An 18,217-nucleotide genomic window follows, 5' to 3' on the forward strand; every position below is an offset into this window, starting at 1 on the left:
TCGTCAGGATAAGCAGAAGGGCCGTCCCGTACCGAGGGGTGGTACGGGACGGCCCGTATGCCGGACGTCCTGAGCGGCTGCCGCCGAGGGCGCCACGAGTGCTCCCGGCGGCCGGGCGTCCGCGGGGACGGTCAGCCGACCTTCTGGAACTCCTGCTCGTCGCGCGACGTGATCTGCGGGTTGCGGCTCTTGAGGATCGCCCAGCCGATGCCCAGTGCGGCGGCCCAGACGGCCATCACGTACAGGCAGATGCGGGAGTCGGCGTCGTACGCGATCAGGCCCGTGACGAAGAGCAGGAAGACGATCGCGACATACGAGCACTTCGAGCCGCCCGGCGCCGGGAAGGACGAGGCGGGCAGCCGGCCGGCCTCGACCGCGCGGCGGTACAGGACGTGGCTGACCAGGATCATCAGCCAGGTCCAGATGCCGGCCGCGGTGGCCACCGAGGTGACGTAGCCGAAGGCCTTCTCCGGGACGACGTAGTTGAGGACCACGCCGATGCCCATGAAGAGCACGGAGACGAAGATGCCGAAGGCGGGCGTCTTGGTCGACGACAGCTTGCTGAACGCCTTGGGGGCCTCGCCACTGTCGGCCAGGTTCCGCAGCATGCGGCCCGTGGAGTACATCCCGGAGTTGCAGGAGGACAGTGCGGCGGTCAGCACGACGAAGTTGACGATGCCGGCGCCGGCCGGGATGCCGATCTTGGCGAAGGCCGCGACGAAGGGGCTGACGCCCTCCCCGAACTCGGTCCACTTCACCACGCACAGGATGATGGTGAGGGCACCGACGTAGAACAGCGCGATGCGCCAGGGCAGGGTGTTGATCGCCTTGGGGAGGGTCTTCTCCGGGTCCTCGGACTCGCCGGCCGTGACGCCGACCAGCTCGACGGCGAGGTAGGCGAACATGACGCCCTGCAGGGTCATCAGGGACGAGCCGACACCCTTGGGGAAGAAGCCGTCGAAGGCCCAGAGGTTGGAGACGGCGGCGGTGTCACCGGCGGAGCTGAAGCCGAAGGTGAGGACGCCGAGGCCGATCACGATCATGCCGATGAGGGCGGTGACCTTGACCATCGAGAACCAGAACTCCAGCTCACCGAAGAGCTTCACGGAGATCAGGTTGACCCCGAAGAGGATCACCAGGAAGACCAGCGCCGTCACCCATTGGGGGATGTCCGGGAACCAGTAGTTGACGTAGATCGCGGCGGCCGTCAGCTCGGCCATGCCCGTGACCACCCACATCAGCCAGTACGTCCAGCCGGTGAAGTAGCCGAAGAACGGGCCGAGGAACTCGCGGGAGTACTCCGCGAAGGAGCCCGAGACCGGGCGGTAGAGCAGGAGCTCGCCGAGCGCCCGCATGATGAAGAAGATGATCACGCCCGCGAGGGCGTACATGAAGATGAGGCTGGGGCCGGCCTTGGCGATGTTCGCCCCGGCTCCCAGGAAGAGGCCGACGCCGATGGCGCCGCCGATCGCGATCATCTGGACCTGGCGGCTGCCGAGCCCGCGTTCGTACCCCTCTCCCTCGGGGGTCTTCTCCGTGTCGACCTTCGCTGAGGTCATGTGTGGTGCGCCTTCCTCCATGCCGAACCGGGCCTCTCGTCGGCCTCGGATCGGGTTCCGATCCCCCCGGACTGATGGAGCTGGGCGGGCCTTGCGAGCCCGCCCGTGCCTGGCCGGCGATCCGCCGGCTCGGTGGCGCACCCGGCGAACATACGGGTGGTGTTCGCCGGGCGGTCGTGAAGATTTATCACGGCCGCAATACTGATCACCTGAGCGTCATGTGACGCAGCACACAGGGAGATTTGGACAAAAGCCACCCGGGAGGGGCATAGGTGTCCGTCACGGTGACGTGATCGTTATCCGGATTTGAGCGTCCTCTGAGCGAACACGGAATCGTCACAAGTCAGGGCATGAGTGTCGAAACGAGGGTCTCCTGGAGCCCTCCGAGCCACAGATACGCCATCACCATGGGCTTGCGCGGGTCCTCGTCCGGCAGTCGGTAGAGGAGGTCGGTGTCCTCCTCGTCCTTGACGTCCAGCCGGGAGCCGATCGCCAGGCGCAGGTCGTTGAGGGCGCCGAGCCACTGCCGGGACTGCTCCGGCGACAGCTTGAGGACCGCCCCGCCGTCGTCCGCGGCGCTGAGCTCGTCCAGGGCGCGGATCACCGCGAGGGCGTTCTCGCGCTTGCCGGCCCGCAGGTCGTTCTCGGTGTAGCGGCGGAACTCGGAGGAATACGCCCGCTGCTCCTCGGCCTCCTTGGGCCCCGGGGTGCCCTCGGGGTCGCTGTAGGCGTCCGGGAAGAGGCGCAGCAGGACCGGGTCGGCGGGCGGCTCGCTCGGGCCGTCGGCGAAGAGCTCGGCGAGCGGGTCGTCGGGGGCGTCCTCGGCGGGGCCGGGGCCGATGAGCTCAAGGAGCTGGACGGCCAGCGACCGGATGATGGAGATCTCGACGTCGTCGAGGGCGACGGCCGCGCCGCCGCCGGGGAGCGGTTCGAATTGTCCTGGCATCAGGGGATATCGCTACTTCCGGTCCTGTTGGAGAGTGGCCCACAGGCCGTAGCCGTGCATCGCCTGCACATCGCGTTCCATCTCCTCGCGACTGCCGCTGGACACGACCGCCCGGCCCTTGTGATGGACGTCGAGCATGAGCTTGGTGGCCTTGTCCTTGGAATAGCCGAAGTACGACTGGAAGACGTACGTCACGTAGCTCATGAGGTTGACGGGGTCGTTGTGGACGATGGTGACCCAGGGGACGTCCGGCTCGGGGACGGCGAAGACCTCTTCCGCCGACTCGGTTCGTTCGATCTCTACGGGAGCGGGTGACGTCACATGGCCATGCTGCCACGCACCCCACAAATCGTCACACTGACGCAAATGGGGGTAGCATCTGTTGCCATGAACACAGCGGACCTTGGGCTGCCAGAAGAAGAAGGGCGCGAAGCGCTTCCTCAGAAGGGCGGTGGCGGGCGACGGGTGGGCGTGCCCTCGACGGCGCTCTTCACGGACCAGTACGAGCTCACGATGTTGCAGGCCGCCCTGAAGGCGGGCACGGCCGAGCGGCGCAGCGTGTTCGAGGTCTTCACCCGTCGGCTGCCGGAGGGGCGCCGCTACGGCGTGGTCGCGGGCACCGGCCGCGTGCTGGACGCGATCGAGAACTTCCGTTTCGACGCGGACGTCCTCGGCTTCCTCCGTGAGGGCGGCATCGTCGACGACGAGACCCTGGACTGGCTCGCCTCCTACCGCTTCTCCGGCGACGTGTGGGGCTACCCCGAGGGCGAGGTGTACTTCCCGGGCTCGCCGATCATGCGGGTCGAGGGCTCCTTCGCCGAGTGCGTGCTCCTGGAGACCGTGATCCTGTCGATCCTCAACCACGACTCGGCGATCGCCGCGGCCGCGTCCCGGATGTCCTCCGCCGCCGGTGACCGCCCGCTGATCGAGATGGGCGCCCGCCGCACCCACGAACTCGCCGCGGTCGCCGCCGCGCGCGCCGCGTACGTCGGCGGTTTCACCACCACCTCCGACCTCGCGGCGGGCTTCCGCTACGGCATCCCCACGGTCGGCACGTCCGCGCACGCCTTCACCCTCCTGCACGACCAGGAGCGGGACGCCTTCCAGGCCCAGGTGAACTCGCTGGGCCGGGGCACGACGCTGCTCGTGGACACCTACGACGTCGCCGAGGCCGTCCGGACGGCCGTCGAGGTCGCCGGGCCCGAGCTGGGCGCCGTGCGCATCGACTCCGGCGACCTGCTGCTCGTCGCGTACCGGGTGCGGCAGCAGCTGGACGAGCTGGGCGCGACGGACACCCGGATCATCGTGACCTCCGACCTCGACGAATACGCCATCGCCTCGCTGGCCGCGGCGCCCGTAGATGCGTACGGCGTCGGCACCCAGCTGGTGACCGGCTCCGGGCACCCGACCTGCTCGATGGTCTACAAGCTGGTCGCCCGCGCCGAGTCCGCCGACCCGAAGGCCCCGCTGGTGCCGGTGGCGAAGAAGTCGTCCGGCGGCAAGACGTCCATCGGCGGCCGCAAGTGGGCCGCCCGGCGCCTGGACGAGTACGGCGTCGCGGAGGCCGAGGTCGTCGGCACCGGGCCGGTGCCGGGCGAACTCGTCGACCGGCAGCTGCTCGTGGAGCTCGTCAAGGGCGGCGAGGTCGTCGCACGGGAGCCGCTGGACGTCGTACGCGACCGGCACGCGGCCGCCCGGGCCAACCTGCCGCTGTCGGCGACGCAGTTGTCGCGCGGAGAACCGGTCGTCCCGACGGAGTACGTGCACGCACGCTCGGGTAGCTAAAGCGGGTGCCGTGCTTCACGCGCCGTATCGCTCCCGACCACCCGCTCCGCCGTTCCCCCTCCCGCCCCGCCACCGAAGTCCGTAGGCTCGGAAGTTCACCGGCCGGGCCCGCACCCCTTCTCTTCCCCGACCCCATAGTCGAAGGACACCGACCATGCGCCGCGCCTTGATCGTCGTTGACGTGCAGAACGACTTCTGCGAGGGGGGCAGTCTCGCGGTGGCCGGGGGTGCCGATGTGGCCGCCGCCGTCACCGAGTTGATCGGGCAGGCGGCCGGCTCCGGCTACCAGCACGTGGTGGCCACCCGCGACCACCACATCGCTCCCGGCGGTCACTTCGCCGACAACCCCGACTACGCCCACTCCTGGCCCGCGCACTGCGTCGCCGGCACCGAGGGCGTCGGCTTCCACCCGAACTTCGCCCCGGCCGTCGCCTCCGGCGCGATCGACGCCGTCTTCGACAAGGGGGCGTACGCGGCGGCCTACAGCGGCTTCGAGGGCGCCGACGAGAACGGTGTGACGCTGGCCGACTGGCTGCGCGACCGTGAGGTCGGCGAGGTAGACGTCGTGGGCATCGCGACCGACCACTGCGTCCGTGCCACCGCCCTGGACGCGGCCCGGGAGGGCTTCCGTACGCAGGTGCTGCTCGACCTCACGGCCGGGGTGGCCGAGGAGAGCACCGAGCGGGCACTGGAGGAGCTGCGCGCGGCGGGCGTGGAGCTGACGGGGAAGCCGGTCGTCGCCTAGGCCTGGGCTTGGCCTGGCCTGGGGCTGCTCCTTGGCCTGGTCCTGGAGCCCGCCGGACGGTTGCGTCCGGCCCGGACGGGCTCGGGCAGGCCCCCGGGCCTACGCCGGTGCCGCGGGGCGCCTCAGCAGGGCCCTGATCGGGTGCCACAGCTCCTGGGCGAGTTCCGGTCCGCCGACAGCGTTGTCAGGGGCCGTACGCCATATCAGGCCGTCCGGATGGTGCAGGACCGCCGTGATCTCGTCCGGCGTCGGCGGGGCGGCGTTGCCGCGCAGGTAGACCGCCCGCATGCCGAGGTTGCGCAGCCTGGTCAGGGCGCGTGCCCGGTTCTGGGCGTGCACGAGGACGCGTACGCAGCCCGTGCCGTGGACGGTGGGGCTGGGCAGGTTCAGCGCCACCACCACGCTGCCGGTCGGCAGCTTGCAGAAACCTCCTGCGGCCATGCGGTCACACCCCCGTGCGAGTCGGCGTCAACATCGGTGTCAATAAGAGAACCACAGGACGCACCTAAACACGATCGGCGGCAACCCGCCAGGGGGTCGCCGCCGATCACCTTCTGACCTGCGAAAATGCTGTCTACTTCGCGGACGGTCCGACCTGGAGCGTGATCGTCGAGCCGCTCAGCGGCTCCTTGACGATCTTGATCCGGGTGTTGGTGTCAGTGACCCTGACCCCCGCGAGCGGGGTCGACGCGTCGTAGTACGTCGACTTGCCGTCGTCGAAGACCGGGACGCCGGCACGCGACTTGATCTTCGTCGCGACGTCCGCGTTGTGGAGCGTGATCGCGTCCGTCGGGTACCAGCTGAAGGTCGAGTCGAAGGCCTGGATGCGGTTGCGCATCAGCGAGCCGTCGGACCACTTCAGCGGCGTCGGGTGGGAGTCGATCGGAAGGATCAGACCCTCACCGGGGTGCTGGCTGGTGTTGTCGTCGGCCTGGGAGGTGTCCCACTTCCAGATCAACAGGCCGTTCTGGTACGCGTAGTGCTCCACCCAGTCCGGACGGGTCGTCGAGAAGCCGTAGTTGTACGGGCCGACCTTGAGGGTCTTGTCGTACGACACGTACTGGCGGTTCTCTGCGATGTAGTACTGCGCGTAGTCGTCCGTGATGGACGCGCCGATGCGCGAGAAGCCGTTCGCCGTCCAGGCCGCGTCCGCGGTCTCCGCGTTGTCGGAGAAGAGGGCGCCACCGTCGGCGGTCACCGTGATCTCGTCGGCCGCGAAGCCCAGTTGGGCCACGCCGCCGTCGGTGGCGTAGCGGAAGCGCAGGTCGACCTTCTGGCCCGCGTAGGCGTCCAGCGGGTACGTGAGCTTCTGGTACGCCGCCACCGTGCCGGTGAGGGCGGGCTTGCCGCTGCCGTCGCGCGGGATGGCGGTGCCGTCGGCCAGGGTGCCGTCGATCGGCGTCCAGTTGGAACCGTCGGTCGAGACCTCGGTGTAGAGGTAGTCGTAGTCGGCCTCGATGTCCCACCAGCCGTCGAGGGTGAGCGACGCCGACGACTTGCCGGTCAGGTCGACCGTGCGGGCGAGGGTGTTGCGCAGGTCGTCGCCGCTGCCGCTCCACCACTGGGTGGCGCCCTGCGCGGGGGTGACCACGTCGGTGGTGACCGTCTTGTCGGGCAACTCGACGATGAGGGCCTGCGGGTTCTTGGTGTTGTACTCCGCGACGCCCAGCGTGTGGCTGGACCTGGTGCCGGCCTTGGCCACGTCGTAGTCGAGCCAGCCCAGCTGCAGCTTGTCCCAGGCGTTCATGTCGCCGGGCAGGTCGCCGATGGAGTCCTTGCCGGTGCCGAGCCAGGAGCCGGACGACATCAGGGTCCAGAAGCCCGTGGAGTTCTCGCCGCCGCCGGAGGTGTCGTACTCGTCGGGCAGGCCGAGGTCGTGGCCGTACTCGTGGGCGTAGACGCCGAGGCCGCCGTTCTCCGGCTGGATGGTGTAGTCGCCGACCCAGATGCCGGTGTCGCCGATCTGGGCGCCGCCGAGCTTGTTGGTGTCCGGGCCGGTGGAGCCGGCGTCGGTGCCGAAGGCGTACCAGCGGTGGGCCCAGATCGCGTCCTCGCCCTGGGCGCCGCCGCCCGCGGACTCGTCCTCGCCGGCGTGCACGATCTGGAAGTGGTCGATGTAGCCGTCGGCCTCGTTGAAGTCGCCGTCGCCGTCGAAGTCGTAGCGGTCCCACTGGTCGAACTCGGCCAGCTCCGCCTTGATCTCGGCGGCGGTGGCACCCGCGGCCTCGCGCTCGGCGACCCAGGCGTTGACGCCGTCCTGCACCGCGTACCAGGCGCCGGTGGCGGCGTCGTTGGAGCCGTAACGGGCCTCGTTGTAGGGGACCTTGACCCAGTCGGTGACCTCGCCCTCGACCGAGTAGCGGCCCGAGGACTGCTTCTCGTAGTACTTCTTGAGGGACTCGGCGTTCTTGCCGGTGCCGAAGTACAGGTCCTGGAAGTGCGCCTGGTTGTAGTCCGCCTGCCAGGCCGTGCTGTTGTTCACCGCGCGGTCCGGCTCGGCTATCTCGTTGTGGAGCGGGCCGACCGTGCCGCCGTAGCGGCTGTCGATCTGGTCGCCGAACTCGACGAGGATCGTGAAGATCTTGTCGGTCTTCTCGCGGCCGAGCTCGACGTACTTGTCCTTGCCCCTGCCCTTGGAGCCGTCGAGCTTGACGACCTTCGAGCCGTCCCGGTCCTTGACCGTGGCGGCGCCGGATATGACCTGGTCGAGCGCTTCCTTGCGCTGCGCCTCCTGGGTCTTGGACAGGGGGCCGTCGAGGTCGTGTTCCCTGCTCTTCGCCGGTTGCGGGTCGTGCCCGTCGACGGAGGCGGGTGCGGCGGCCGGATCGGCCTGCGCCACCGCGAAGGTGGAGAAGGTGGCGGTGGCGGCGGCGAGCGCCACGGCGGTCGCCGCCACTCTGAGCTGCCAGGGTCTACTGGTCACGTGCGTCTCTCCCCTGTAGTCAAGTGCCGGTATTTGACTAAAGGTTGGGGAGAAAAGACAGACCTTGACTTGCGCACGCCAATTGCACTATGCGGAGGCCGAGTTCACATTGCGGACACGTGGCGCAATGCCGAACAGGCGCGCGAGTCCGTCCACTTGATGGACGTCATGACTCCGTGCGCCCCCCATGCTCCGGCACTGTTGGTCAGGTCACGCTTACTGTTCGTTCCACTCGGGCATGCAGGCGATTAGAGTCGATTGGCGGAACGCCCTGAAATCGGCGGAAAGCCAGGCCGACACCCCCGTGGACCCCCACTTCCGAGGACACGATTGCCATGCCTCGTCCGTCTGTCACGCCTCGCCCGACGGCCGCACAGCTCGCCTACGGTTCGTGCACCGTGATCTTCTCGACGCTCGCCATGCTGCTGCTGTCACAGACGAGTTCGGGCGTGGGGATCGCGGTCATCGCCGTCTCGGCGCTCGCGCTCGGGCTGCTGGTCTCGATGACCGTACCGATGCCGAAGCCCCGCGTGGTCGCGGTACACCGCCCGGCCGCGGAAACGACACAGGCGCCCGTGCCGGCCTCGGTCGCCTCGGTGGCGTCCGAGCAGCCCGTGCACGAGCGCGCTGCGTCCTGACGTCTGTAGGTCGGTCGGTGGTCAGGTGGTCCTGACCACCACCGTCTTCGCCGCCTTGTCGTGCAGGCCCTGCTTGTAGGGCTTGTCGAAGAAACTCCAGCCGCCCGAGATCGCGGTCCAGATGCAGGCGCAGCAGAAGGCGAACGGGATCCACAGCACCGCCGAGCGGATCAGCGTGCTCTGCACGGAGGGCGTGGCACCGTTGTCGAGGTTGGCCACCCGCATGCCCAGCCACTTCTTGCCGAGCGTCTGCCCCGACTTGGCGATCATGAAGGTGTCGTAGCCGATGTAGAGCAGAGCGGCGACCAGCGACTGACCGAGCGACTTGCCGTACTCGATGTCGTCGCCGTCCACGTCGTACTCGTTGACGCCGAAGCCCCAGGAGAGCAGCCAGACGACGATGCCCACGATGATCATGTCGATGATCCGGGCGAGCGTGCGCCTGCCGCTCTCGGCGAGCGGAGGCATGCCGGCCAGCGGGTCGCCGGGATAGCCGCCACCGCCGCCGTACGGGGCGCCGCCACCGCCGCCGTAGGGGTCACCGCCACCCTGGTAGGGCGGGGGCTGACCGCCGTACGGCGATCCTGAGCCCTCGGCCGGCGGGGGCTGCTTCCTGAACGGGTCGTCTTCCGGTGGCTGCTGACCGGAGCCGGGAGGCGGTTCGCTGCTCATGGCCCGAGTCGACCGCGAACCCTCCCGTTCCGCATCCGGCGAGCGGCCGTCCGGGCTACCGAATTGCGTACGCCTTCCGCCGTACGTCGTCAGCCCGCCACGAACGTATGCGCCGCCTTGTCGTGCCAGCACTGGTGCCACGGCTTGTCGAACAGTCCCCACGCGACACCCACGACACCGATGCCGAGCAGACCGGGCACGCTGTAGACCAACCAGCGGCGCAGGGCCCCGCCGAAGGACGGCGGCTCGCCGCCCTCGATGTCCCGCACCTCCAGGCCGAACAGCTTCTTGCCGAGGGTGCGGCCCCACTTGGCGGTGGGCAGCGCCTCGTAGAGGACGCCGAAGAGCAGCAGGACGCCGAGGATGATGCCGAGGTAGACCGACGTGGTGCCGTCGAGCAGCCAGACCGTGACGGTCTCGCCGGACAGCTTGGCCGCGTCGATCTTCTCGTTGACGTGGTCGATCGCCTTGGTGCCGAGCGGTACGGCGGCCCCGGCGGTGACGGCTCCGAGGACCAGGGTGTCCACCAGACGGGCCGCCAGCCGCTTGCCGAGGTTCGCGGGGCGGGCCGACGCCTGGCGCCGGGCGGCCGCCTGGAAGATGTCCTCCACCGGTGGCTTCCAGGGCACGACCGGCTGATCCTCGTCGGACGCGCCCGCGAGCCGGTGCACCTGCTGCGCCCAGGAGGGCTGGCCGCCACCGGCACCACTCGTCATCGGGGTACCGGCGGAGGCGGCGGGCTGGGGTGCGCCGGTCTGCTGGGGCACGCCCGGGGCGGCCGGCTGCTGCGGGCCGGACGCCGCCGGGGGCGCCTGCTGGGGGCCGGAGAGGGCGGCGGGAGCGCCTGCGGCTCCCTCGGCTCCGGCCTGCCCCTGGGCCGCCGCGGCCCGGGCCGCGGCGGCTTTTCCGGCAGCGAAGCCGGGGGCTCCGGAGGGGTCGGGGGACGCGGCGGGGGCGGACTGGGGGCCGTAGTCGGCCGAGGGCTGAGGACAGAGACCGGCCGCCTCCGCTCCGGCCGCCGTCGCACCCGTGCTCCCCCGCTGCGCCCCGGCCGCCCCGCCCTGCTGCGCCGTGCGCGGGGACAGCGCGCGGAAGGTCATGGTGCCGTCGTCGTCGCGGGGGCCACCGGGGCCCGGGACGCCGGGGGCCGCCGGGTTGGTACGGCCTGTCGTACCCGGGCCGGGGCCGTCGGCCGCCGATTGCCCGGACCCCGCCGTGGCCCGGCGGAAGACGAACGTGTTGCCCGAGGCGACGTCGCCCTGGTCCGGCTCGGCGGGCGGGATCGTCGCCGAGCCGTCCGTGCGGGCGGAGCGGCCGTCCGGCCGGGCCGGGCCGTCTCCGGGCTGCGCGGGGTGCGGCACCCGCGGGTCGGCACCCTGCTGCGCCCCTTGCGGAGCGGCCTGCGCGCCCTGCGGCGAGCCCCAGGAGACCCGGCGGTCCTGGTCGCCGCCGAAGCCCGACTGGCGGGATCGGTCGGCGCCCCAGGCGGACGCGGGCTCGGGCCTGCTGCCGTGCTGGGCGTCGGCCGCCGGGGACGGTCCGGGGCCGCCGGGGGCCTCGGCCGGGTCCTCGTCGAAGAAGTGCGGGCCCGTCTCCTCGACCGGAGCCGGTCCGGGGCCGGATGCGGGCCGGGTGCCCGGCGGTGGGGCGAGCGGTTCGCCGTCCGCAGGGGCCGGGCGGCTGGTGCCCGGAACCCAGGCGGCACCGTTCCAGTACCGGACATATCCGGGAATGGACGGGTCCGGGTAATACCCGTCGCGGGGCCTGTCGTCACCGGGGGCCGGGGTTGGGGCGCTCATGTCCGTCGTCCCGTATCTGCTCGGGGGTCAAATGGGGGCCTCCACATCTATCAGACCGGCGCAACAAGCACCGCCAGTCCCGCGGTACCCACCCCTTTCCGGGCAACCTCGTGCACGTACTTCTCACGAACCGGACGGCCCGGCACAGCCTCCGCGAAAAAAATTTCTCGAACCCGCGTAATGATTTCGCCCCCGCTCCCTCTCCACTCGTACGGGCCCACCGCAGGGCCCGCTGCGAGAGTCCGCGAGAGAGGAACGAACGACATGCACCCCACCGTGGTGGAGCGGGAACTGGAGCTCAATCTCATCCTGTCGCCCGAGCGCAGCATCCCGGTCCCGGCCCGGCTGAGCTATCACAGCGGCGACCCGTACGCCGTCCACGTCACCTTCCACATCGGCTCCGACCACCCGGTGAACTGGACGTTCGCCCGCGAACTCCTCGTGGAGGGGATGTTCCGGCCGTGCGGGCACGGGGACGTACGGGTGTGGCCGACGAAGGTGGCCGGGCGGAGCGTCGTGCTGATGGCGCTCAGCTCCCCCGACGGGGACGCCCTCCTGGAGGCCCCGACGACGCAGGTGTCGGCCTGGCTGGAGCGGACGCTGCGGGCGGTCCCCCCGGGCTCCGAGGCAGCGCAGCTCGGCATCGACGACGGCCTGGCCGAGCTGCTCGCCCCGACCCCGGGCTGTCACGACGAACTGTGGCTGCGCGACCCGTGGCCGTCGGACGAGTCCAAGGACGGGGAGTGAGCGATCGGGACGGGTCAGAACAGCTTGCCGGGGTTCAGGATCCCCAGCGGGTCGAAGGCCGCCTTGATCGCCCGCTGCATCTCCACGCCCACCGGGCCGATCTCGCGGGCCAGCCACTCCTTCTTCAGGACGCCCACGCCGTGTTCGCCGGTGATCGTGCCGCCGAGTTCCAGGCCGAGGGCCATGATCTCGTCGAAGGACTCGCGGGCGCGCCGGGACTCGTCGGGGTCCTGGGCGTCGAAGCAGACGGTCGGGTGGGTGTTGCCGTCGCCGGCGTGGGCGACGACGCCGATGGTGAGCTGGTACTTCTCGGCGATGCGCTCAGTCCCTTCCAGCATCTCGCCGAGCCGCGAGCGGGGCACGCACACGTCGTCGATCATCGTCGTGCCCTTGACCGCCTCCAGGGCGGTGAGGGACAACCGCCGCGCCTGGAGGAGGAGTTCGGACTCGGCCACGTCGTCGGCCGGGACGACCTGGGTGGCGCCCGCGGCCTCGCACAGCGCGCCGAGGGCGGCGAGGTCGGCGGCCGGGTCCGCCGTGTCGAAGGCGGCCAGCAGCAGGGCTTCGGTGCTCTCCGGGAGGCCCATGTTCGCGAGGTCGTTGACGGCCTTGACCGTCGTACGGTCCATCAGTTCGAGGAGGGACGGCACGTGGCCGCCCGCCATGATCCGGCACACGGCCTCGCAGGCGGCGGCCCCGGACGCGAACTCGGCGGCCAGCACCAGTTGCTCGGGCGGCTGCGGCCTCAGCGCCAGGATCGCCCGTACGACGATGCCGAGCGAGCCCTCGGAGCCGACGAAGAGGCGGGTGAGGTCGTACCCGGCGACGCCCTTCGCCGTGCGACGGCCGGTGGACATCAGGCGGCCGTCGGCGAGGACGACGTCGAGTCCGAGGACGTACTCGGCCGTCACCCCGTACTTCACACAGCACAGCCCGCCGGAGGCGGTGCCGATGTTGCCGCCGATCGTGCACATCTCCCAGCTGGAGGGGTCCGGCGGGTAGTAGAGGCCGTGTTCGCCCACCGCGCGGGAGAGCGCGGCGTTGACGACGCCCGGTTCGACGACGGCGATGCGGTCGACCGGGTTGATCTCCAGGATCCGGTCCATCTTGATCAGGGACAGCACGATGCAGCCGTCCGAGGCGTTGGCCGCGCCCGACAGGCCCGTGCGGGCGCCCTGCGGGACGACCGGGACGCACAGCTCCGTGGCGGTGCGCATGACGTGCTGGACCTGCTCGACCGTGCGCGGCAGCACGACCACCGCCGGGGCGCCGGCCGGGCAGAAGCTGGCCATGTCGTTGGCGTAGGAGGCCGTGACGTCCGGATCGGTGAGGACCGCCTCGGCGGGCAGACCGGCCAGCAGACGGTCGAGAAGGGTGCCGGTCCCTGCTGTGCCTTCGACGCGCGGCGCTTCGCTACGGCTCATGATCACAGCTTCGCACCGGGGGCCATCGGTGTGAACCCCGTGTACGGCAGCCGCCGTATGCCGGGGTGTGGTCGTCGTATTGACGCACAGTGAGCGCCATGGAGAAGCAGCAGGAGGCTCCGGAACAGGCCGAGCGGGCTCAGGAGCCGGCCCCGGAGGAAGCCGGGGAACAGGCGGCCGTACGGCGCTCGTGGCTCACCCGGCGTGTGCTGATCGCCTCCGTCGCCGGGTCTGTCGTGCTCGGCGGGGTGCTGATGCTGTTGCCCTGGGAGCGGACGGCGACGCGGGCTCCCGGGCCGGCCCCGGGGGCGAAGGCGCTGACGGCGGTCGCGGCGGGGCTGCCGGCCGCGCTGCCCGACCTGGCGGTGCTGATCGACGAGCGCGAGACCCGTCTGCGGGAGCATCCCAAGGACGCGCAGTCGTGGGCGGTGCTCGGGTCGGCGTATGTGGAGCAGGGGCGGCGGACCGCGGACCCCGAGTACTACCCGAAGGCCGAGAAAGCACTGCGGACATCGCTCAAGGTCGGGGCGAAGGGCAACGCAGAGGCCCTCGGCGGGCTCGCGGCCCTCGCGAACGCGCGCCGGGACTTCCGGGCCGCGCGGACCTGGGCGGAGGCCGCCCGGAAGCTGGCACCCAGGCGGTGGACGACGTATCCGACGCTGATCGACGCCTACACCGGCCTCGGCGACTACAAGGCCGCCCACGGCGCCCTCGAACGGCTCATGGAGCTGCGGTCCGGGCCGGCCGTGATGGCGCGGGCGGCGGCCGTCTACCGCGACCGGGGCCGGCGTGAGGACGCCGCGGCCCAGCTCGCGGACGCGGCGGCCGGGGCCGAGGCGCCGGCCGAGCAGGCGGCGTACCTGGAGCTGGCCGGGCAGCTGGCCTGGGAGCGCGGCGACCGCGAGGACGCGCTGCGGCACTTCCAGGAGGCGGTGCGCATCGACCCCGACCAGCGGGCCGCGCAGGCCGGGCAGGGGCGGGCCCTGGCGGCGCTGGGCCGCACGACGGAGGCGCTGAACGCGTACCGGGCGGCCCTCGCCAAGCAGCCCTGCCCCCAATACGCCCTGGAGCTGGGTGAGTTGTACGAGTCGCTGGGGCTGGGGCAGGCCGCGCGGGTGCAGTACGACCTGCTGCGCGCCCGGGTGCGGAGCGCGGCCGTGGGCGGCGCCGACGAGGAGCTGGTGCTGGGGCGGTTCGAGGCGGACCACGGGGATCCCCGGGCGGCGGTGGTGCGGTTGCGGGCCGAGTGGGCCCGCCAGCCGGGGATCGCCGTGGCCGACGCGCTGGGCTGGGCACTGCACCGGGCCGGTCGGCACGAGGAGGGTCTGCGGTTCGCCGTGACGGCGACGGACAGGGCGAAGGGGGGTGCCGTGCGCAGTGCGCCGTACATGTACCACCGGGGCATGATCGAGCGGGCGTTGAGGCGCCACGGGCCCGCGCGACGGCACCTGGAGGAGGCGTTGCGGATCAATCCGTACTTCTCGCCGACGCAGGTGCGGTCGGCTCGGGCGGCGTTGGCGGCGTTGGGTGAGCCGTCGCCGCAGGAGTTGCCGGTGATGGACGCGAAGGCCGAGTGAGCTACTGCGTCAGGGGCTTGTAGTAGATCGAGAACCTGCGGTCCCCCGCCGCGCCCGACGCCAGTCCCATGCAGAGCCGCGGTTCGGGGGTCCGGCGGATCGCGACGCCCTCCGGTTCGCGGTATTCGAGGGAGTGGCCGGCTTCCGTGCGCTGTCGCTGGACCAGCTTGCCGGTGTGGATGTCGACGCAGGAGAGGTACGCGTTGCCGTGTTCGGCGGGCGGGTTGTCGGTGTCGTCGTAGGCGGTGCCGGCGAGTTGGTAGATGTGGTCGCCGTGCAGGGCGTACCCCTGGAACGGGATCGTCGCGTCGGGGTGGTGGGCGGGCTGCGCGATGTCGACGAGGGGCTTGGAGTAGTCGCGGGCGACGAAGGCGTCGAGGTCCCAGACGCGGTAACGCGGCTTGCCGCCCACGCGGTGGCGCACGGCGATGCGCCGCGAGGCCATGCAGATGGACGGCTGGTTGTTGGTCGAGCCCGTTATCGGCTTGCGGACCTTGACGTCCTCGGTGGTGCGGACGGCCCCGTGGGAGAAGCGGAAACGGGTGACGCCCCGGCCGTATCCGCCCACGGCGGCGGTCTCGGTCCAGATCCAGACGGTGCCGTCGGCCGCGTTCTGCACCCCCATGCTCACGCCGTGCCCGAAGCCCTGGAGGTACATGTGGCCGAGCCGCTTGCCCTGCAGGTCGAGCTTGTTCAGGCACAGGTTGCCGGCCTCGCCCCCGCCGCGCCTGACCTGGAGGACGTACAGGTGGTGGTTCACCTCGTCGAAGGCGAACGACTGCAGCACCGTCGGCTCCTTGAGCGGGCCCTTCTTCCACAGCCAGCGGAGGGCCGGTGTGTCCAGGTCTATGCGTTCGTCCACGGTCTCTCCCGCGTCCTGTGGGCGCCGCCTCGGCGCCCCAGGACTGGAGAGTGCCAACTTCTGCTCAGTGGTTGCAAGTTCTACGAATTTCCGCACACCGCTTTCACAGGTTGCCGCGCTTGGCCTGCTCCCGCTCGATCGCCTCGAAGAGCGCCTTGAAGTTGCCCTTGCCGAAGCCCATCGAGCCGTGGCGTTCGATGATCTCGAAGAAGACGGTCGGCCGGTCCTGGACCGGCTTGGTGAAGATCTGCAGCAGGTAGCCGTCCTCGTCGCGGTCCGCCAGGATCTTCAGCTCGCGCAGGGTCTCGACGGGGACGCGGGTGTCGCCGACCCACTCGCCGAGGGTGTCGTAGTACGAGTCGGGGGTGTCGAGGAACTGCACCCCGGCCGCGCGCATGGTCCGTACCGTCTCGACGATGTCGTTCGTGTTGAGCGCGATGTGCTGGACGCCGGCGCCGCCGTAGAACTCCAGGTACTCGTCGATCTGGGACTTCTTCTTGGCGATCGCGGGCTCGTTGATCGGGAACTTGACCTTCAGGGTCCCGTCCGCCACGACCTTCGACATCAGCGCGCTGTACTCGGTCGCGATGTCGTCGCCCACGAACTCCTTCATGTTCGTGAAGCCCATGACCTTGTTGTAGAAGCCGACCCACTCGTTCATCCGGCCGAGCTCGACGTTGCCGACGCAGTGGTCGATCGCCTGGAAGGTGCGGTGGGCGGGCGGCTGGACGATGGGGGCGGCCGTGACGTATCCGGGGAGGTAGGGGCCGTCGTAGCCGGTCCGCTCGACGAGGGTGTGGCGGGTCTCGCCGTACGTGGCGATCGCGGCGAGTACGACCGTGCCGTGCTCGTCCTTCAGCTCGTACGGCTCGGCGACCGGGCGGGCGCCGTGCTCGATCGCGTAGGCGTACGCGGCGCGCGCGTCCGGGACCTCGATGGCGAGGTCGACCACGCCGTCACCGTGCTCGGCCACGTGCTGGGCGAGGAAGTGGCCCCAGGGGGTGGCGGGCTTGACGACGGAGGTGAGGACGAAGCGGGCGGAGCCGTTCTCGAGGACGTAGCTCGCGGTCTCGCGGCTGCCGTTCTCCGGTCCGGAGTAGGCGACCAGCTTCATGCCGAAGGCGGTGGAGTAGTAGTGCGCCGCCTGCTTGGCGTTGCCCACGGCGAAGACGACCGCGTCCATTCCCTTGACCGGGAAGGGGTCGGCCTGCCGGGCGGTGTCGGGAGTGTGGTGTGTGGTCTGGGTCATGTCGGAAGCCTCGCCCGCGATGGCAAGGTGCGCAATAGTTTGCAAATCTGCTGGGCAATGTGCTCGGTGCAATGCCTGTTCCTTCGGGCTTTCTGTACAGGATGACCAGCTCCGGGAGGTGTCGTGGGGACGACCGACGGGATCGACCGGCTCGACGGGCGGATCATCGTGCTGCTGGCGCGGGAGCCGCGGATCGGGGTGCTGGAGATGTCCCGGCGGCTGGGGGTCGCCCGGGGCACCGTGCAGGCGCGCCTCGACCGGCTTCAGTCGAATGGCGTCATCCGCGGATTCGGTCCGCAGGTGGACCCGGCGGCGCTCGGCTACCCGGTCACCGCCTTCGCCACGCTGCAGATCCGGCAGGGGCAAGGGGCCGACGTACGGGCGCACTTGGCGACCGTGCCGGAGGTGCTGGAGCTGCACACCACCACCGGCAGCGGGGACATGCTGTGCCGGCTGGTGGCCCGCTCCAACGCCGATCTCCAGCGGGTCATCGACCTGGTTGTCGGTTTTGATGGGATCGTCCGGGCCTCCACCGCGATCGTCATGGAGAACCCCGTTCCGCTGCGGATCATCCCCCTGGTGGAGCAGGCGGCCGAAGGCCGGGACGGACGGGAGTGACCTGGCAGTGAGGTGACGTCGTGACGTTCTGGGAGTACCTGGGCAACCGCCACCAGCAGCTGCTGACGGACGCCTACCAGCACGCGAGTGTTGTCTTCCAGTGCATGGTCGTGGCGACGCTGCTCGGGGTCCTGATCGGCATCGTGACCTGTCGGAGCGAGTGGGCGGGCAGCCTCGCGACGACGACCACCTCGACCATTCTGACCATCCCGTCGCTCGCGATGATCGGTCTGCTCATCCCGATCGTGGGCCTGGGCGTTCCGCCCACGGTGATCGCCCTGACGCTGTACGGGCTGCTGCCGATCGTGCGGAACTCGATCGTCGGCCTGCGCGGGGTCGACCCCTCCCTGGTCGACGCGGCGACGGGCATCGGGATGTCCCGGGGGATGCGGCTGGTGCGGATCGAGCTGCCGCTGGCCTGGCCGCCGATCCTGACCGGGATCCGGGTCTCGACGCAGATGCTGATGGGCATCGCGGCGATCGCCGCGTACGCCTCCGGGCCGGGCCTCGGCAACGTGATCTTCCGTGGTCTCGCCTCGCTGGGCAGCAAGAACGCGCTCAACCAGGTGCTCGCGGGCACGCTCGGCATCGTCATCCTGGCCCTGCTGTTCGACGCCGCGTACGTCCTGATCGGGCGGCTGACCATCTCCAGGGGGATCCGTGTCTGAGACCG

General features: G+C 70.5%; 17 protein-coding genes. 7 read left to right on the plus strand and 10 right to left on the minus strand.

Annotated elements, in window-relative coordinates; genetic code table 11:
* Positions 1 to 131: 131 nt before the first annotated feature.
* The 3 genes from ADK57_RS11390 to clpS form a co-directional block, all read right to left on the minus strand.
* Positions 132 to 1,559: an amino acid permease gene (locus ADK57_RS11390; protein WP_053749281.1), complete on the minus strand. Its 1,428-nt coding sequence runs from the start codon at positions 1,557 to 1,559 to the stop codon at positions 132 to 134.
* Positions 1,560 to 1,902: 343 nt separating this feature from the next.
* Positions 1,903 to 2,505: a DUF2017 domain-containing protein gene (locus ADK57_RS11395; RefSeq protein ID WP_053749282.1), complete on the minus strand. Its 603-nt coding sequence runs from the start codon at positions 2,503 to 2,505 to the stop codon at positions 1,903 to 1,905.
* A gap of 12 nt (positions 2,506 to 2,517) precedes the next feature.
* The gene (clpS, locus tag ADK57_RS11400; RefSeq protein WP_053749283.1) at positions 2,518 to 2,826 is read right to left on the minus strand and encodes an ATP-dependent Clp protease adapter ClpS; all 309 of its coding nucleotides are present in this window, start codon (positions 2,824 to 2,826) and stop codon (positions 2,518 to 2,520) included.
* A 66-nt stretch (positions 2,827 to 2,892) separates the two neighbouring features.
* Between clpS and ADK57_RS11405 the strand changes: the two genes are divergently transcribed.
* Together ADK57_RS11405 and ADK57_RS11410 are read left to right on the plus strand one after the other, a co-directional pair.
* A complete protein-coding gene (locus ADK57_RS11405; RefSeq protein WP_420711852.1) occupies positions 2,893 to 4,290 on the plus strand; it encodes a nicotinate phosphoribosyltransferase in 1,398 nt (465 codons plus the stop codon).
* Positions 4,291 to 4,444: 154 nt separating this feature from the next.
* Positions 4,445 to 5,035: an isochorismatase family protein gene (locus ADK57_RS11410; RefSeq protein WP_053749285.1), complete on the plus strand. Its 591-nt coding sequence runs from the start codon at positions 4,445 to 4,447 to the stop codon at positions 5,033 to 5,035.
* 99 nt (positions 5,036 to 5,134) lie between these two features.
* On the opposite strand, the gene ADK57_RS11415 is transcribed toward ADK57_RS11410, so the two are convergent.
* Both ADK57_RS11415 and ADK57_RS11420 read right to left on the minus strand, forming a co-directional pair.
* The gene (locus ADK57_RS11415; RefSeq protein ID WP_053749286.1) at positions 5,135 to 5,476 is read right to left on the minus strand and encodes a hypothetical protein; all 342 of its coding nucleotides are present in this window, start codon (positions 5,474 to 5,476) and stop codon (positions 5,135 to 5,137) included.
* 133 nt (positions 5,477 to 5,609) lie between these two features.
* Entirely contained in the window at positions 5,610 to 7,958 is a 2,349-nt protein-coding gene (locus tag ADK57_RS11420; protein WP_053749287.1) for an immune inhibitor A domain-containing protein, read from the minus strand.
* A 335-nt stretch (positions 7,959 to 8,293) separates the two neighbouring features.
* Here ADK57_RS11420 and ADK57_RS11425 point away from each other — a divergent pair, with 335 nt between their 5' ends.
* Entirely contained in the window at positions 8,294 to 8,596 is a 303-nt protein-coding gene (locus ADK57_RS11425; protein WP_053749288.1) for a hypothetical protein, read from the plus strand.
* 21 nt (positions 8,597 to 8,617) lie between these two features.
* Here ADK57_RS11425 and ADK57_RS11430 read toward each other — a convergent pair whose 3' ends face one another.
* Both ADK57_RS11430 and ADK57_RS11435 read right to left on the minus strand, forming a co-directional pair.
* Positions 8,618 to 9,268, minus strand: a complete 651-nt coding sequence (locus ADK57_RS11430; RefSeq protein WP_053749289.1) for an RDD family protein — start codon at positions 9,266 to 9,268, stop codon at positions 8,618 to 8,620.
* Positions 9,269 to 9,357: 89 nt separating this feature from the next.
* Positions 9,358 to 11,067, minus strand: coding sequence for an RDD family protein (locus tag ADK57_RS11435; protein WP_053749290.1), 1,710 nt, complete (start codon positions 11,065 to 11,067; stop codon positions 9,358 to 9,360).
* 264 nt (positions 11,068 to 11,331) lie between these two features.
* On the opposite strand from ADK57_RS11435, the gene ADK57_RS11440 reads away from it, so the two are divergent.
* Positions 11,332 to 11,814 (plus strand): SsgA family sporulation/cell division regulator, encoded by a 483-nt coding sequence (locus tag ADK57_RS11440; protein ID WP_053749291.1) that lies wholly within the window; start codon positions 11,332 to 11,334, stop codon positions 11,812 to 11,814.
* Between the two features lie 14 nt (positions 11,815 to 11,828).
* Here ADK57_RS11440 and ADK57_RS11445 read toward each other — a convergent pair whose 3' ends face one another.
* Positions 11,829 to 13,244 (minus strand): FAD-binding oxidoreductase, encoded by a 1,416-nt coding sequence (locus tag ADK57_RS11445; protein ID WP_053749292.1) that lies wholly within the window; start codon positions 13,242 to 13,244, stop codon positions 11,829 to 11,831.
* A 92-nt stretch (positions 13,245 to 13,336) separates the two neighbouring features.
* Here ADK57_RS11445 and ADK57_RS11450 point away from each other — a divergent pair, with 92 nt between their 5' ends.
* Positions 13,337 to 14,815, plus strand: coding sequence for a tetratricopeptide repeat protein (locus tag ADK57_RS11450; RefSeq protein WP_053749293.1), 1,479 nt, complete (start codon positions 13,337 to 13,339; stop codon positions 14,813 to 14,815).
* Position 14,816: 1 nt separating this feature from the next.
* Here ADK57_RS11450 and ADK57_RS11455 read toward each other — a convergent pair whose 3' ends face one another.
* Together ADK57_RS11455 and hppD are read right to left on the minus strand one after the other, a co-directional pair.
* Positions 14,817 to 15,677 (minus strand): hypothetical protein, encoded by an 861-nt coding sequence (locus tag ADK57_RS11455; RefSeq protein WP_053749294.1) that lies wholly within the window; start codon positions 15,675 to 15,677, stop codon positions 14,817 to 14,819.
* A gap of 103 nt (positions 15,678 to 15,780) precedes the next feature.
* On the minus strand, positions 15,781 to 16,926 hold the full coding sequence (gene hppD / locus ADK57_RS11460) for a 4-hydroxyphenylpyruvate dioxygenase (RefSeq protein WP_053749295.1): 1,146 nt from the start codon (positions 16,924 to 16,926) through the stop codon (positions 15,781 to 15,783).
* Between the two features lie 123 nt (positions 16,927 to 17,049).
* On the opposite strand from hppD, the gene ADK57_RS11465 reads away from it, so the two are divergent.
* Complete coding sequence (locus ADK57_RS11465) at positions 17,050 to 17,544, plus strand: Lrp/AsnC family transcriptional regulator (protein WP_053749296.1); 495 nt, start codon at positions 17,050 to 17,052, stop codon at positions 17,542 to 17,544.
* Between the two features lie 20 nt (positions 17,545 to 17,564).
* Positions 17,565 to 18,212 carry an ABC transporter permease gene (locus ADK57_RS11470; RefSeq protein ID WP_053749297.1) on the plus strand — a complete coding sequence of 216 codons (648 nt, stop codon included), beginning with the start codon at positions 17,565 to 17,567 and terminating at the stop codon, positions 18,210 to 18,212.
* The last annotated feature ends 5 nt before the right edge of the window (positions 18,213 to 18,217 follow it).

This window comes from Streptomyces sp. MMG1533 (assembly GCF_001279775.1).
Lineage (GTDB): Bacteria > Actinomycetota > Actinomycetes > Streptomycetales > Streptomycetaceae > Streptomyces.